The 16,547-nt window shown below is 41.2% G+C and carries 17 protein-coding genes; 11 read left to right on the top strand and 6 right to left on the bottom strand.

The features are described from left to right. Window positions 1-8 precede the first annotated feature (8 nt). From I1A42_RS22255 to I1A42_RS22230, 6 genes are all read right to left on the bottom strand, one after another. Window positions 9-1,475 (bottom strand): subtype B tannase, encoded by a 1,467-nt coding sequence (locus I1A42_RS22255; RefSeq protein WP_161153243.1) that lies wholly within the window; start codon window positions 1,473-1,475, stop codon window positions 9-11. A gap of 165 nt (window positions 1,476-1,640) precedes the next feature. Beyond that, entirely contained in the window at window positions 1,641-2,501 is an 861-nt protein-coding gene (locus tag I1A42_RS22250; RefSeq protein ID WP_161153242.1) for an NAD(P)-dependent oxidoreductase, read from the bottom strand. Window positions 2,502-2,636: 135 nt separating this feature from the next. After that, complete coding sequence (locus I1A42_RS22245; RefSeq protein WP_196125095.1) at window positions 2,637-3,539, bottom strand: LysR family transcriptional regulator; 903 nt, start codon at window positions 3,537-3,539, stop codon at window positions 2,637-2,639. A gap of 98 nt (window positions 3,540-3,637) precedes the next feature. After that, window positions 3,638-4,144, bottom strand: a complete 507-nt coding sequence (locus I1A42_RS22240) for an SRPBCC family protein (protein ID WP_161153241.1) — start codon at window positions 4,142-4,144, stop codon at window positions 3,638-3,640. A 119-nt stretch (window positions 4,145-4,263) separates the two neighbouring features. Further along, window positions 4,264-5,247: a zinc-binding dehydrogenase gene (locus I1A42_RS22235; protein WP_161153240.1), complete on the bottom strand. Its 984-nt coding sequence runs from the start codon at window positions 5,245-5,247 to the stop codon at window positions 4,264-4,266. Between the two features lie 26 nt (window positions 5,248-5,273). Then, window positions 5,274-5,774 carry a lactoylglutathione lyase family protein gene (locus tag I1A42_RS22230; RefSeq protein ID WP_196125718.1) on the bottom strand — a complete coding sequence of 167 codons (501 nt, stop codon included), beginning with the start codon at window positions 5,772-5,774 and terminating at the stop codon, window positions 5,274-5,276. A 117-nt stretch (window positions 5,775-5,891) separates the two neighbouring features. On the opposite strand from I1A42_RS22230, the gene I1A42_RS22225 reads away from it, so the two are divergent. The 11 genes from I1A42_RS22225 (at window position 5,892) to I1A42_RS22175 (ending at window position 16,285) form a co-directional block, all read left to right on the top strand. Further along, window positions 5,892-6,785: a LysR family transcriptional regulator gene (locus I1A42_RS22225; RefSeq protein ID WP_161153238.1), complete on the top strand. Its 894-nt coding sequence runs from the start codon at window positions 5,892-5,894 to the stop codon at window positions 6,783-6,785. Window positions 6,786-6,858: 73 nt separating this feature from the next. Then, complete coding sequence (locus I1A42_RS22220) at window positions 6,859-7,767, top strand: LysR family transcriptional regulator (protein ID WP_196125093.1); 909 nt, start codon at window positions 6,859-6,861, stop codon at window positions 7,765-7,767. A gap of 433 nt (window positions 7,768-8,200) precedes the next feature. Continuing rightward, complete coding sequence (locus tag I1A42_RS22215) at window positions 8,201-9,727, top strand: MDR family MFS transporter (RefSeq protein ID WP_196125091.1); 1,527 nt, start codon at window positions 8,201-8,203, stop codon at window positions 9,725-9,727. A gap of 129 nt (window positions 9,728-9,856) precedes the next feature. Continuing rightward, window positions 9,857-10,963, top strand: coding sequence for an alkene reductase (locus tag I1A42_RS22210; protein WP_196125089.1), 1,107 nt, complete (start codon window positions 9,857-9,859; stop codon window positions 10,961-10,963). A gap of 75 nt (window positions 10,964-11,038) precedes the next feature. Beyond that, complete coding sequence (locus I1A42_RS22205) at window positions 11,039-11,734, top strand: type 1 glutamine amidotransferase domain-containing protein (RefSeq protein WP_196125087.1); 696 nt, start codon at window positions 11,039-11,041, stop codon at window positions 11,732-11,734. A 19-nt stretch (window positions 11,735-11,753) separates the two neighbouring features. After that, window positions 11,754-12,593, top strand: a complete 840-nt coding sequence (locus I1A42_RS22200; RefSeq protein WP_196125085.1) for a type 1 glutamine amidotransferase domain-containing protein — start codon at window positions 11,754-11,756, stop codon at window positions 12,591-12,593. A gap of 66 nt (window positions 12,594-12,659) precedes the next feature. Next, on the top strand, window positions 12,660-13,127 hold the full coding sequence (locus tag I1A42_RS22195) for a DMT family transporter (RefSeq protein WP_161153232.1): 468 nt from the start codon (window positions 12,660-12,662) through the stop codon (window positions 13,125-13,127). A 133-nt stretch (window positions 13,128-13,260) separates the two neighbouring features. Further along, window positions 13,261-14,037 carry an MBL fold metallo-hydrolase gene (locus I1A42_RS22190; protein WP_161153231.1) on the top strand — a complete coding sequence of 259 codons (777 nt, stop codon included), beginning with the start codon at window positions 13,261-13,263 and terminating at the stop codon, window positions 14,035-14,037. A gap of 60 nt (window positions 14,038-14,097) precedes the next feature. Then, complete coding sequence (locus tag I1A42_RS22185) at window positions 14,098-15,126, top strand: GlxA family transcriptional regulator (RefSeq protein WP_161153230.1); 1,029 nt, start codon at window positions 14,098-14,100, stop codon at window positions 15,124-15,126. A 503-nt stretch (window positions 15,127-15,629) separates the two neighbouring features. After that, window positions 15,630-16,073 (top strand): hypothetical protein, encoded by a 444-nt coding sequence (locus I1A42_RS22180; protein ID WP_196125083.1) that lies wholly within the window; start codon window positions 15,630-15,632, stop codon window positions 16,071-16,073. 17 nt (window positions 16,074-16,090) lie between these two features. Then, the gene (locus I1A42_RS22175; protein WP_161153228.1) at window positions 16,091-16,285 is read left to right on the top strand and encodes a DUF1289 domain-containing protein; all 195 of its coding nucleotides are present in this window, start codon (window positions 16,091-16,093) and stop codon (window positions 16,283-16,285) included. Window positions 16,286-16,547: the final 262 nt, after the last annotated feature.

The following is a 16,547-nucleotide window of genomic DNA, read 5'->3' as shown; positions in this document are numbered from 1 at the left end:
ATTAAGACTTAGTTTTGGCTAATACTATCAATCCAGGAAAACAGGGCATCCAGATTGTAGTCACCACTATGAGGGCGATCCCAGGTAAGATGATAATTGACATCATAATCTGAGTTTTCAAGACGAGTCGCTAAGATTGCTGAAATGGCTAAAGAAGTGTCTCGGTCATTGGTACCGACACGAATTCTCCAGTGTGGTGCAATGCCTTGCTGGTCTGGTTGAATAAAACTCAGAGGATTCATCATATAAACGACATTGGCTGCGGCTGTCGCTGAGTTATCAGTTGAGCTATTTTTAGAGGAATACGCGGTAAAATGCATAGCATTAGTCGATGCATTACCAAACAGTTCATTTTCTCCTGCACTAAGATCTAGCGCATCAAAGGCCGGAGGAAGTTTGGCACGGATAGCGTAAGTGCGATATTTGTCGAAATCGATGTTCGTTACTTTGCCATCGGTGATTGTCAGCCATTTGAATTGGCTTAAATCTCTATTGTTGTCTAATGCTGACTGAGCCGAGTCCTGAATTAAAGAGATGACATACTTCTTGAAACTACCATTACCATTCTTATCCAGAGTCAAAGGGTTGCCATTTGAGTCATGTAGCTTTAGCCCATTCAGGTAGCCTGGAAATTGACTGGCTAGGGCGTCCGATACGATTTGCTGATCTTTGGTCAGTGTACCCTTGGTTTCTTTGCGTTGGATATGATAATCCAACATTGAAATATCCATTTTTTTATAATCATTGTAACCGTTGAACTGCCATTCATAGGCGGCATCGGCATGGTCAAGGTCGGTAATCGGGCAAAATGCAGAGACGGCGTAAATCTTATCTGAAGCGGGGGCGGCTCCTAGTTGTTCTAAGTATGTGTCATAGATGTCTTGGTCGCCACTTGCTCCCAATAAAGCAGATAGAGCACCACCGGCACTAGTACCGTTAGATATAATTTTATTGGCATCTCCTGGGATAGATTTATCGTTGAAATGCAGATAACGAACGGCGGCTTTTAAATCAACGATGGCAGCAGGAGCTTTTCCTGTGTACACACCCTTGGAATTTTGGCTAGTTCGTCCACGTGCCCCAGGTGACGCCACCACATAGCCGTGCTGCAGTGCAAGTAGTAAAGCATTCGCAGAGTGGGAATGCTCATCGATCTTCGGGGTTAGTGGTCTACTTGGCATATAACCACCGACACCGTTCGGTAAGAAGATTGGTGCGGTTTGTATGGTATAACCTGAAATAGTGTGGTTTTTGAAATAACCTTCTGGAACATAAATATTGAGTGTCTGAAACTTACTATCAACAGGGTTTTTGACATATGGAATGCCTTCATAAGCACGAAATTCAACCGTTTGACCATTAACTTTGGCAGAGTTTTCAGTGTAGATATTTTGGTTAAATGTTAAATCATTTTGGGCACTGACAGAGAGAGAGACCGCGATAGCAGATAGTGTAACTAACGTATTTATTTTCATATGAATTCTTCTGTTTAAAGCTGGGCTTGTATGAGCGTTTGATGGCTAGATAGATTAAAGTATAGTGTAGCTTTAGGGGTAATATTTTTGACCAACTTTATCAGAGAAAGTTGCAAGTTTAGGTAGAGATAGAGCCAGAGATTCTGGCTCTATCTAAATAAGCTTTTAAGATTGATATAATTTGATAACCGCAGTCATGTTTTCGTCTCCAATCCCAGTGTCGATTCCTTTTCTGAATACATCACGCGCGGCTTCAATGACAGGCGATGTGTGTCCAGTTGCTTCCAGCATGTAAGAGAAATCTTTTTCAATCAGTTCAACAGGGAACATCGGAGCAAATATCTGTTTCAGCATCAAGGTCGATATGCTGTTTGCAGAAGCACTCCACGTGGCGGTTGATGAGAGTGCTGAAATGATCTTTTCAACGTCCGAATCTTGCTGACGTTGTAAGGTAGAAATCAGCTCGGCTAACGTGGCGACTTGCATACCCAGAAGCGTATTAGTACATAGTTTTGCTAATGCACCGTTACCCATTTCACCAGTATAATTGATGACAGAACCCATAGTTTCCAGTAATTCTTTACTGCTTTCATAAGCTTCTTGTGTACCGCCGACAAGATAAATCAATTGTCCGGATTCGGCTTGTGGTCTGGTGCCTGAAACTGGTGCTTCAATAAAAGGAATATTTCGCTCGGAAGCGTGCTGATGGAGTTCTTTTACCCACTTAACAGAGAGTGTTGAACTATCGATCGCGGTTGCACCTTGTTTCATGCTGTTAAACGCACCGGTATCAGGATCTAACCAAACTTCTTTTGATGCATGATCATCACGTACCATTGCGATAACAACGTCCGCATTTTGAGCGGCTTGACGTGGAGTTTCAGCCAGCTTAGCTCCGTTAATCACAAGTTGTTCTGCTTTAGAAGGGGTTCTGTTCCAAACTGTCACTTGATAGCCAGCTTTGAGAATATTAGCAGCCATGCGAACGCCCATTGCACCTAAACCTAGAAAAGCAACGTTTTTCATATTTCAAATCCTATCATGTCGGTAGAAAAAATATCAAAATGATGTTTATTGTTTTGAATCATGAACGATCGAATATTATAACTCTAATCGCATTTTGTTATTGTCATCATCACCGATTTGAATATCTGAAGATATTTAAAGTTCATTACACAGTTTAACAATCGAATCACGGATCCATCGATGGGCATCGCTGTCATGTGTTCTTTCATGCCACGCCATGATTTTTGTGAATCCGGGAACTTCAAATGGAAGGTTTACCGTAGTAAGTCCCTGTATATTTGTTATGAGTCGTCTCGGTACAACAGCACAGAGATCACTGTTTTTTAAAATGTTGACCAGTGATAAGAAGCTCGGGACGGATAGCACGACACGACGCTGTTTGCCCAGAGAGTGGAGTACTTGATCTGTCATTCCCTCAAACGCCCCACCAACGTAAGAGACAATCGCATGATCGATACTACAAAATTGCTCAAGTGTTAAAGTGTTATCTTCAAGTAGAGGGTGATCGTCTCTTAGAACACAGATATAGGTTTCATCAAATAAGGTTTTGGCGCGTAAATCTACAGGAGACGCTTCAGGAGTGGTTAACGCAATGTCAATGATCCCACGTTCCATCTGTTCGAATAGCTCATGTTCATTAATCCAGCGAACCGAGACTTTTATGTTGGGAGCTTGTTGCTTGAATGTAAGCAAAAATGGCTCAACAATGGCTCTCAAAGAGTAGTCTGTGGCCGCGATAGAGAGTGTTAGTTCAGCTGTTCTCGGGTCAAATAGTGTCGGTTCTAAAACAGCATCTAGTTCTCTAAGCAGCTTTTTTATTGGTCCTGATAGCTCTTGGGCACGAACGGTTGGCACAATGCCATGTTGACTGCGAATAAATAGCTGATCGCCTAAGCTGTGTCGCAGGCGGGTCATCATACCACTAACTGCTGGCTGGCTGACCGAGAGTTTTTCGGCCGCTCTGGAGACATTTTTCTCATCCATCAGAGTGTCGAAGACACGAAGAAGATTTAGGTCGAGGTTTTTAATATTTGCCATAATTAGAGCTTATTGTTTTATATAGTTAATTATAGAGCAAAAAGCCGCTCTCAATACCTTTGAGAGCGGCTTTCGAATTTAGTGGTGTCAATTCATTGCTATTTTGCTTTACGGGCAGCTTTAACCAAACCATCTAGCCATTCCTGATGGCCATTGATCATTGGGTTTGGCGTAGTCACTGCTAATTCTTTAGCTGGATTACCGTTTTGGGTTTCCTGGGTCAGAATGCGGACTCGATTGCCAGACAGATCTTCGATTAACCAGGCATGGTGTACATCTAAACGAGTCTCACCTTCACCTGACCAGCCATGCCAGGCAATACGTGCAGGTTGACCTTCTACTGGTGCAATATGTTCAACACACTGAGACTCAACCGGGAAGCCGAAAGTTTCGAAATAGAATAGAACGTTATTTTCTAATTCTGGGCCTTTATCGTCATAAAAACGAGGGTTAGCTGAGTTAGCATAGTAAGTTGGCCATAGTGCTGGTGTGTTAAGTAGAGGCCAGATATCTTTTGTTGAAAGACCTGCGACAATCACTTCATTAGAACAGAAGTTGTCAGTAAAACCAGGTACAAAGCCTTCGGGCCAGATGATGTCACTCATAATGAATTCCTCACGTTTGAATAGTGAAACATGTTGTTTCGTTGATGGTGATATCATCCGGTTTTTGAGTTTATCACTCCAATCACAAAAAAAATATGGGGTATAAGGATGACTTATATCTAAGGTTTAGCGACGTATTTTCCTAGGGAATGTCCTTGCCTGATTTCTTTAAGGACTTCTGGGATATCGCTTAAAGTAATGGTGTTAGTTTTCGGAGAAGTAATGATGTTCATTTCAAGCAGGTTATTCATGGCAATACCCGCTTGAGTGAGCGATCTCATTCCTATTTCGCCATTAACGTGACCAGCTCCGAGACTTAATTGGTGCAAGGTTAATCCGCGGTCAAATGCCTTATGATGTTGTGTTGACTCAATGGTGCTCACCAGCTCGACTAATTGCCCGTCAAAGCCAAGCATCGAGGAAGTCAGAGCTTGTGCGGGGCCTCCGATACAATCCAGTGCACATTCAATCCCTTGATTTTCGACGATAGCGTTCACTTTGTTGAGAAGTTGTTGGTCTCGATAATCGAGGCAGTGTGTTGCACCTAATGATGTAGCGTAATCGAAATTATGTTCGGAACAGACAGCAATGATGGTATCAAGCTGATAATAACGGCTAAGTTGGAGTGCATAGCTTCCCACGCCGCCACTTGCTCCATAGATAACAATACTGTTTTTCCCCGCAAGATGAAGTTTATCGTTCAGTGCGCGATAGGCTGTCCACCCTGCACAAGGTGATGCGGCAGCTTCAATATCGGATAGGTTAGGATGTTTGGTTAAAGTGCGGGAGTCATGAACGGAAAATGAAGCAAAGCCACCCTGACGACGGCGCATGTTGCCATGGTAGAGAACACGATCGCCGATATTCCAACCGCTGACCTTATTACCTTTAGCCACAATCACACCAGAGACGTCGAGCCCACCCACCATGTCACGATTACTTGCTTCAGTAATACCGAACCAGTAATTAATTTTCGCATCGACCGGATTAAGACCAATAGCATGAACTTCGACGATAACGTCGAAGGGGGTTTCTAATTCTGGCTCGGCGATATTCTTGAGCGTAAAGTGGTCCGATTCGGGATGATAGGTGATAGCTCTCATTTTCCGTTCCTTCTCGTTAGGTGGGCTTAATTATATGCGCCGCTTGAATAAGTTAATTCGTAGCTATGGCTGTAGATCTCCAGAATATTGCCGAATGGGTCTTCCATGTAGATCATGCGGTATGGTTTCTCATCTGGGTAGTAAAAACGAGGTGCTTTCATACGTTTTTTACCACCAGCAGCAACAATCTTTTCAGCCAATTCTTCTACGTTTGGATCTTGTACGCAGAAGTGGAAAACGCCGGTTTTCCAGTATTCGAAGTTGTTTTCTGGATTCTGTGCATTTTCAAATTCGAAAATTTCAACACCAATTCGATCTCCAGTAGAAAGGTGCGCAATCTTAAAACTTGACCAACCCTGACCAAAAACATCAGTACACATTTCACCGATAGGACTGTCGTCTTCTGTAATGGTTGTTGGCTCCATGATTAGATACCAACCAAGCACTTCGGTATAAAATTTAACAGCCTTTTCCAGATCTGGTACTGAGATACCGATATGAGAGAAGGTTCTTGGGTATGTGCTCATGTCTGACATAAGAGTATTCCTCGTAGAAATTAAATTACGTCAGAAAATTCTAATACTTGCATTTATAAATGAAAAATTATTAAATATTCTCACAATGATAATAAGAGGTTATTATTTATGCTGAATCCTATTTGGTTGAACACATTCAAAACTCTTGTTGAATTGGGGCATTTTACCCGTACTGCTGAAGCATTGAATATGACCCAACCAGGGGTTAGCCAGCATATAAATAAATTAGAATCGGCATGTGGTTATCCATTATTAACAAGGTTTAACAAGCAATTTGAGTTAACAATCCACGGGCGAAAAGTATATCAATATGCACTTGAGCTAATTGAAAAAGAGTCAGAATTATTGATTGACTTAGGAAAGGATGAGCCCTTCCTAGGCAGTTGCAGGATTGGTTGTTCCGGTACCTTTGCTTGGTTGATATACCCCGAATTACTTTCGTTACAAGCACAGCACTCCCAATTATCTATTGAATTAGAAGCGTCACCCAATGACCGTATTTTTGAACAGATACTAAGTGGGGGACTTGATGTGGGGTTAGTGACCAAGCCACCTAATCCCCATTATTTTGATAGTAGAGTGATTGGCTCTGAGTCTTTGGTTTTCGTTGTTCCTACTTCAGTAAACACAACAATACCATTTGAAAAACTATTACCAGAAATAGGTGTTATACGTCATCCTGACTTAGATCACTATTTCCAAACTTATGTCGATCAGTCGGGCTCACCACAACTGTCAAAGTTAAATCTTGATACTATTTCAACGAAAGGTTACATCAATCAAATTCACCAAATTTTAGTACCAATTGCCAAAGGCATTGGCTTTACAGTTATTCCTAGATGTTGTGTGAATTTGTTTCTCGAAAGGGATAAGTTACAGGTATTGGACATTGCTGAAAACGTGAAAGATCCTGTTTACTTAGTAAGTAAACGCCATTCAGAGCTTGCACGGCGTTACGACCGAGTAGTAAAAGTTATCGAAGAAACATTGGTACAGTGTTAATGAAATTGATGAATAAAATTAAGGCATTACAGTTATTTGGTAAAGTTGATGACTTTTGGGGAATGTGACTAACGTGAATAATGATATCCGAAATTTAGATTTAAATTTGCTTAAGGCATTCAATGCTTTAATAAATGAAGGGAGCGTAACTCGTGCTGCTCAACGCTTGGCCCTGACTCAACCTGCGGTCAGTGCGATGTTAACTCGCTTACGCGACTATTTTGATGATCCTCTTTTTGTTCGGTCTCAGCGTGGCATGATACCAACAGAGCGAGCACTAGTTTTGGCGGACCCAATAAAACAGATTCTGGCTGATATTAACCGGATATTACAACCGATTAATTTTGAGCCTGAAACAGCTCAAATGACTTTCACTATAGCGGCTACGGATTACGCGTTGAAAGCTGTTATCGTCCCTCTGATGGCGGAACTTAAGCAGAAAGCTCCAGGGATAAAAGTTGCTGTGATAGCTGTAAACTATGACACTCTTTCTAAGCAGATGGAACAGGGGATAGTTGATCTTGCATTAGTCACACCAGAGACGACACCTGAAGAATTGCATGGTCGAGCTTTATATGAAGAGCAATATGTTTGTATGATGCGAGCAGATCATCCATCAGCTGCTTCCGGTAATATAACTCTGGAACAATTTTGTTGTTTAGAGCATATTCTAGTATCTAATCGAGGTAGCTTTTGGGGGCCGACTGATGAGGCTCTCGCAGAAATGAAACTCAACCGTCATATTGGTCTATCCGTAAATAGTTTTTTAGTGCTTCCAGAAGTGTTAAGGATTACCGATATGATTGCCGTTGTTCCTAGACGCTTAGCTTGTCGTCACGATAACTTGGTTATTATGGAAACTCCCCTAAAGGTACTTGGGTTTACTAAAAGTATGGCTTGGCATGAACGTTCGCATCGTGATCCTGCTCATCGTTGGATTCGTGCTCTATTGCTCGAAGTTAGTAAATTAGAACATTTATGATATAAATTTCATTTATATTAATAATAAATAAATTGATATGCCATAAATAGCTCCTGTCCTGTAATATCATGATTTTATTTATGTTAGTGCTTTATTTTGTTGACTAACAAACTGTAGTTAAAGTCAGTCATTAATCAAAAGATGGACAAAATCACAGACAAGATTTTTAGGTTACACTAGAAAGTAATCTTGAGTGCCTAATCTTTTCTTTAGATAAATTCATTGGACAGAGCCCTATGATTCTGCTTTTCCAATTAAAGCTAAAGTTCTTACCTTAACTATTCACCATGAAGATGTTAGGGCTGATTCTTAAAGCATTCCTTATAGATCTTTTATTACCGAGTAAATCTAATGTAGTTGCGATGAAGTATATAACCTATTGATAAAAAACTTAATTTAGAAGGGTGTTCTATGTAAAGGAGCCAAAAGAGCCTTGAAAACAACAGATATAAAGATTTCTGATAAACCATTGGGAAATGGGACTGAAAAATTACCTCTAAAGGCGTTACTCCCAATATTTGCTGGGCTAATGCTAGCAATGTCTCTCGGCTCCTTAGATCAGAGTATTGTTAATACGGCTCTACCGGCTATGGCCAGTGAACTTGGAGGGTTGGCTCATCTGTCTTGGGTAGTAACTGCTTTCATGCTCAGTTCTACGGTTGCAACACCAATCTTCGGCAAATTTAGTGATATGTATGGTCGAAGAGGGTTACTTTTATTGGCTATCACTTTATTTATGATGATGTCGATTTTGTGTGGTGTTGCTCAGTCGATGACGCAACTGATTATTTTTCGTTTGTTCCAAGGTATAGGTGCTGGAGGAGTCATGACTCTATGTCAGACGACGATCAGCGATGTAGTTACACCAAAGGAACGTATACGTTATCAGGGCTTATTTACTAGTACTTTTGCAATATCTGCAGTTGCTGGACCTATTCTTGGTGGAGCATTGACAACAGCACTGTCGTGGCGGTGGATTTTTTATATTAATGTTCCTATCGCTCTTATTGCGATATTTATCCTTTGGAACTCATTACCTACGCTAACAGCACGCAAGAAGCATGTTATTGATGTCTATGGAGCTGTTACTATGGCGTGTGGAGCGTCTAGTATTCTGTTGCTGTTCAGCCTAGGGGGGACACTGTTTCCATGGCAATCTTATACGGCGGGGGTGGTCGCAACGATTGCATTCATTTCTATCGCGTTGTTTATACATGTCGAGAGTAAAGCTGTCGAGCCGATCGTTACATTAAGTTTATTCCACATACGTAATTTTACTATCGGTTCTGTTACCACTAGTTGTATGGGATTTGCGATGATGAGTGCGATGGTTTTTCTGCCACTCTATTTCCAATTAGTGTTGGGACTGACTGCCGCACAGTCTGGAACAATGTTACTCGCACAAATTGTAGCAATGCTTTTAACTTCAGTCTTCGGAGGCCAAATATCTTCAAAACTGAATCGACCTAAGCTCTTTATGATTGCCGGAATTGCTTTAGAAGCGTTGGGGTTAAGTGTTTTCGCTGTTTTAGCCTACATGCAAAAAGACATTTACTGGTTTCTAATGGGACTGGCAATCCTTGGTTTGGGAATGGGGATCGCTATGCAGCATGCTACTGTGATCGTTCAGAATGCTGCGCCCAAAAACGCTTTGGGTGAAGCAACAGCAAGTATGGCGTTTATCCGTTCGCTTGGGGGGGCATTAGGGGTCGCTGTATCTGGAGGTGTCATGACTACCAAGCTTCATGATGGATTGAGTCAAATCAGTACAGATATTGATGTCCAGGGAATCATAAATGGAGGGATGGAAGCAGTGGCAGCGTTACCGACAGGCCTTAGGCCTAGTATTGAACTTGCTTTCAGTCATGCAATTACTGCGTCTTTCGTGATTGGTGGTAGTGTCATGCTTCTTGCGCTATTGCTGTCATTTTTATTAGAAAATAAACAGTTAAAAAATTAAAAAGTTATTCTGTTTCTGATATAAATTTTATTTATATTCTTAATAAACAAATCACTATTCCATTCATACTATCCGTTCTCTAGCATGGCACTGTTATCTACTCTTTTGCAATTTAAGGAGAAAAACTGAATGACAGTGCTTTTTGATGATTATAAATTAAATGGCAAAACCTTAAAAAATCGTGCCGTTGTTGCTCCTATGACTAGGGCTAGAGCACCAGGCAATATACCTAATGAGAGCACTGTTCGATACTATGGTCAGCGCTCGGATGCCGGACTCATTGTGACTGAAGGTACGCCGATCAGTCAGCAAGGCTCTGGTTTCGTCGACTGTCCTGGGATCTGGAATCAGGCTCAAATAGATGCCTGGAGCAAGGTAACGAACCGAGTACATGATCTTGGAAGCCTTATTTTTACTCAGATATGGCATGTGGGCCGTATTAGCCATACTTCATTGCAGAAAGATGGGGAGCTTCCTGTAAGTTCAACGAGTCAGCAAGCGGTGAACAGCAGTGCATTCGGTTATGACTCCAATGGAGTTCCGAGTTTTGTTCCTGCAAGTAAGCCACACTGTTTGACAACGGCGGAAGTTCAGCATGTGATTGCTGATTTTGCTCAGGCTGCTGTAAATGCCGTTGCCGCTGGTTTTGATGGTGTAGAAATTCACGGTGCAAATGGTTATCTCGTTGAGCAATTTATTAATGGTGCGGTTAATGATCGTCAAGATCAGTATGGCAGTGAAACGATTGAAAACCGTGTGCGTTTTGCTCTCGAGGTTGTAGATGCATGTGTTGAACGTATTGGCGTTGAACGTGTGGGTATCCGCCTTTCTCCATTTGGTCGCTTACATGACCTGGGGGATTTTGAAGGTGAAGAGGACACTTTCCTTCATTTGGCTCGTGAACTGAATAATCGTGGTATTGCCTATGTTCACATTATGGACCAGGCTAGCCGAGGAGCTCCGGCTATGCCGGATGGATTCTTACAAAAATTCCGAGAAGCTTATAAGGGAACATTGATTCTCGCTGGCGGTATGAATTTAGAGAAAGCAAATCAGTTACTTTCTGATGGAATTATTGATCTCGCGGCGTTCGGAGCAAAATATATTTCTAATCCTGACTTAGTTGAACGTTATCGCCATGGCTGGCCGATTCAGGAGCCCGATCAGTCTCTTTATTATGGCGGCAATGAACACGGCTATACGGATTATCTGCCATATAGCGGTGTACCTCTCTAACTTATTCCAATAGCTTACCTTGCCCTAATGCATGAAGGGTAAGGTAATCACTCTATTTAACTTTTAAGGTTATTTATGTCTTCTTCATTATCAAATTCAATCAAACCTGTTCTTTTTGTTCTGACTAGTCATAAAGACTTAGGAGCAGGGCATGAAGACTCCGGTTTTTATTTACCAGAATTAACTCATCCACTGCATGTTTTGGACGAGGCCAGCATCTTTACTGAATTTGCATCTATTCAAGGGGGGCTTCCTCCGGTTTATGGTGTGGATTTCTCCGATGATTTAAATGCTAAATATTGGATGGACCGTACATTTCAGCAGAAGTTAACCAATAGTGCTGCTTTATCTAACGTTAAGGCTGAGGACTATAGTGCAATTATGTTCGTCGGTGGACATGGAACTATGTGGGATTTTCCACAAAATTCTTACGTCCAAGACATCACACGAGAAATGTACGAGCAGGGAAAAGTTGTTGCTGCGGTATGTCATGGTCCTGCGGCACTAGTTAATGTCAAACTTAGTGATGGTTCATATTTGGTCGCTGATAAGAAAGTGGCCGCATTTACCGACTCTGAAGAGAATGTGGTAGGTATGGTTGATGCTGTGCCATTTCTCTTGGAGAGTAAACTGAAGAAACGTGGTGCCTTGCATCAGCATGCCTCAGACTGGACAAGTAATGTTGTTGTTGATGGCACTTTAATTACCGGACAAAACCCACAATCAGCGACAGGTGTCGGTGAAGCAATACGAGATGCGTTACTTAGTTAATAAATGGAGATATCTCGAAATGAGTAACTTAAGAAAAGTCGTCGTCGCAATCACGTTTATTACCTTTAGCTCATGGGTAAATGCGGCGAATGTATTGGTCGTATTATCTGATAGCAATTCGCTTGAGCTAAAAGGGGGAAAGCTTTTTTCAACAGGTTTTTATCTGAATGAATTAATGCAGCCGGTCAAATTGCTGATGGATGCGGGTGATGAAGTTACATTTGCGACACCACTTGGTAATGCTCCCACTATGGATAAGCATTCTGCTAGCGTAAAAGATTTTGGTGGCGACCAACGAGCTTTTGATGAACATTTAAAGTTATTACAACAGCTTAAACTTACTGAGCCAGAGCAGTCTCCGGTGATCAGCTTATCCAGAGTCGAACAAATTGGTTACGACAAATTTGACGCGGTATTTGTTCCAGGCGGTCATGCTCCGATGCAGGATCTGTCAGTTAGTCCAGAAATGGGGAAACTATTGAGAGCATTTCATGCAGAGGGGAAGCCTACTGCTTTACTTTGTCACGGACCTATTGCGCTGATATCGTCATTGCCAGATGCCAAAGCTTATACCTCTAAGTTGGAAAGGAACCCTAAGGTAACTGATTCTGGGTGGATTTATTCTGGTTATAAAATGGTGTCATTTACTAATAAGGAAGAGCAGGCTGCTAAAGGAATGTTTAACGATGGTCAGATGAAATTTACGCCAGAAACGGCGTTGACTAATGCAGGGGCGAAGTTCCAAGCCGGTGCGAAATGGGCGAGCCATGTTGTTGTTGATCGTGAATTAATCACAGGCCAGAATCCGTCTTCTGCTTTAGAGCTTGGGAGAATACTGGTTAAGCGATTATCACGTTAATCTTCGATATAGAAGAGAAGTATAGAAACTAAACTCTTTTCAATCTGTTGTAGGTTGGTTTAACAAATGCATATTTTATATTTTTTGATGGCACTAGCTGGTGGGGCCGGGTTATCTGTTCAAGCGGCAGTAAATAGTCGTTTAAGTTCAGGAGTCGGTGGACAACCGCTAATTGCTGCGTTTATATCATTTGCTGTTGGCGCATTATGCCTCGGTGTAGCATCTGCTGTATATGCGGACTGGCATGGTTTCTCTACGAATATCATTCAACAATCTCCTTGGAAATGGCTTGGTGGAGTGATTGGAGCTGCTTTCGTTTTCACAACGATATTTCTTGCCCCTAAAATTGGTATTACCAATGTGATGTTCTTATTTATTATTGGCCAATTAGCGACTGGTCTGTGTATCGATAGTTTTGGTTTAATTGAGATGCCGATAAGACCGGTTCAATGGTGGCATTTTACCGGACTCGGTATCATGTTGATTGGACTCATCTGTTACATGTATGGTAATCGTATTTTTTTCAAGTCATAGTATTCTTAATACTGAGCCTTGAAGAATATGACTATTTTGTCCCGATAATGGCTATAAGTGTCCTTATAGCCACTTTTGTGGCTATATCATCATCCATAAAATAGCTCCACAAAATCAATTCTGGAGCAATATTATGAACATCACTCAAATTCGTAACGCAACGCAAATTATCGACTTTGCAGGAAAGAAGTTTCTTGTTGATCCTATGTTGGCACCAAAAGGTACTTACCCAGGCTTTGGTGGTACGGTAAATGCTGACGTACGCAATCCAACTGTTGAGCTACCGCTATCAATTGAAGAGATTATCGATGTTGATGCGGTGTTGTTGACTCACACTCACCCAGATCACTGGGATGAAATCGCTGTTAATGTAATCCCTAAAGACAAGCTAATTTTTGTGCAGCACGAAGGTGATGTACAAATACTACAATCACAAGGTTTTACTAATGTAGAGATTTTCTCTGAAGATACCGACTACGGCGGTATTTCCTTTATTCGTACTGCTTGTCAACATGGTTCTGATGCAGCCTATGAAAATAAAGAGCTGGGAGAAATGTTGGCTGAAGTAACCGGCGTTATATTTTCTCATGCTGATGAACAAAAGCTCTATCTAGCTGGAGACACTATTTGGACGCAGACTGTCGAAGAAACAATGAAACGGGAACTCCCTGACGTAGTCATTCTGAACACCGGTTGGGCTCACGTGATTGGTTATGGTCCTATTATTATGGGTAAAGAAGATGTATTAAAAACGCATGTTGTTCTTCCCCAGGCAAAGATTATCGCTACTCATATGGACTCAGTAAACCACGCACTTGTTACAAGACAGGAGCTGCGCGACTATGTTGCGATTAATTTACTGACTGATTTTGTTTATATCCCAGAAGATGGTGATACTGTCACACTATAGCTTTCAAATTTAATAGTTAGAGCTACCATAACTGGTAGCTCCACAAACAGGTTTAATTGAATGTCTTACAGAATTTCATCTCACCAAACTCTATCGGCTGAAACAATGCCACGTGTACCTAATGTTTCTGTTGTTGTCTTTAATAAGTTCAGCCCATTTCACCTTTCTATTCCAAGTATTGTGTTTGGCAATGACAGTTTGCATGAAAGCTTCTTTAACCTGCAGTTTGTTGCTGGGGAGGAGGGTCCTATTTTATCTGATATTGGAATGGAAATTCATACAAAAACAACCCTAGAGTCACTGGCAAAAGCTGATATCATCATCGTTCCTTATTGGCGAACAATTGATGAAAGACCAAATGCGCAGCTTATCGAGGCATTGCGTCTAGCTAATAAGAGAGGCGCACTAATGGTCGGTTTGTGTCTTGGGGGGTATGTTCTAGCCTATTCTGGATTGCTAGCAGGAAAACGTGCGGCGACTCATTGGGAATTGGAGGAAGATTTTACTAGACGTTTTCCAGAAACGTCACTCGATACCAATGCGTTGTATGTAGAAGATAATGGAGTTATCACATCTGCAGGCACAGCTGCGGGTATAGATTGCTGTTTGTATATTTTTCGTAAATACTACAGCAGCAAAATTGCTAATCGTATTGCTAGAAGGATGGTGGTACCTCCTTATAGAGATGGCGGGCAGGCGCAATTTATTGAACAACCCATACCTATAACCACATCGGATTCTCGTATCAATGAATTGATGGAAAAAATCAGAAGCGATATTGGTCGTAAATATACCCTTGATGAGCTTGCAAATTCAGTGATGATGACTCGCCGTACCTTTACCCGTAAGTTTCATAAGGCAACAGGGATGGCATTTGGGGAATGGTTAGCGTCCGAACGACTTAATTTTGCTCAGGATTTGCTTGAGTCTACCGAGCTAAATATTGACCAGATAGTGGCTAAAACAGGTTTCAGCTCAGTCTTTCTCTTCCGTGACAAGTTCAAGCAACGTTACGCCGTTACTCCAAATCGTTGGAGAAAAACCTTTCATGGGCGTAACTGTTGTGGAATAAGGAATTTGACCACTTGAATGGATGCTTGCAATACCTGAAATTATCTGTGAGATATTAATTTAATAAGGCCACTGACAAGGTTTGTCCACATTTTTCAATGTGATCTGGCTGAAACGTGTGAGTACCAAGCGATTTTGTCATATGTTAACCAGCGGATGAATTTGTCGATAGAGTGAAGGGCATACAGGACTAGCTTTCTGTAAGAAACTATCCTACACAAAATCTTAGTCCTAATTCGAAGTATCACAAAAATACCAACTTATGGTTGTATCAACAATGTCGATAGAACTAAGACTATGTAAGTTATGATAAATTCAGGGGAAAGTGACGACTATGTTGGGTGCTACTTTACGGAGGATTGTGTTCTTTAAAGAGCTCAAAGATGTAGTAGGGTAAACGCTAATTTTTTATCCTAACGGATTATTTAGCAAATCATCATTTAGATCCATCATTTGTTATGTTATAACATTTAACGTAAAGTTAACAGACAGCAGTCTATCCTCTCGATGAGTTTTATTTTATGAAAGATGTAAAAGGTGTGTTCCGTAACCTTGAGAAAATGCTTCGCCAAGCAAGCTGGTTTAATGACGATTGGGAAATTTATAATCGTGGTAATTATATGCAACTCTACAAACAGAGTTGGTTTAACCACAATCAAGGTGGGGTGCATTTTGAAACATTTATTGAATCGCCCCAGATTAAACAGAAATCATTCCCTGTTTGTGTGCATGCTGAAGAAGATTGTCCTGCTCAGGCTGAGTTCATTGAGCGAGTAGTCAAACTCGAAGCCGAGCGAATTAATAGTTGGAAGGGATATAAAATGCTCGATAACAGCTATGGTATTTGCCAGAGAACGCTTCCTCTTAACTTTAAGAATTTGGAGCAGCGATTATTTGAAGAGTTTAATCGTCTGCGAACCCTTGAAGCCAGTATTGAACAAATATTGCACGAGCTTGATCGTTAAGGCGAATGAAAGAACTTATGAAGAAAGCAAAGAGTCCTTGTATCGATATTTGTGATTTCTCTGCCCCTAATGGTTGGTGTGTAGGGTGCGGCAGAACTCGTGAAGAATGCAGTAATTGGAAGAAAATGAAGCCTTACGCCCTGAATATTTTGCGTAAAGAGTTACCCAAAAGAATGTCACAAATAAAGGCTAGAGCGGATAATTATAACTAATCCACCTATCTTTACAGCGATCATCATTATGATCGCTGTTTTGTTAGCAATATTAAAAATTAACTGCTCTGAAAGCAAAAATCCCCTTCAGAGGTTCTGAAAGGGATTTTAAGCCTGCGAATGTTTTATACCTCGTTATCCAAACAATGATGAGACGACATTGGATACGGGTTGTTTTATTTGGACATTCTTTTTTTTTAAGCCAACTGATTGCTAGCAATTCAGTGCCAAAGATAATACCGGAATTAGAGTAATTACGTAA

Origin of the sequence: Vibrio nitrifigilis, assembly GCF_015686695.1 — a bacterium.
In the GTDB taxonomy this organism is placed as follows: domain Bacteria; phylum Pseudomonadota; class Gammaproteobacteria; order Enterobacterales; family Vibrionaceae; genus Vibrio; species Vibrio nitrifigilis.
Note: the sequence above shows the minus strand (reverse complement) of the source record. Positions and strands in the feature narration are given on the sequence as shown.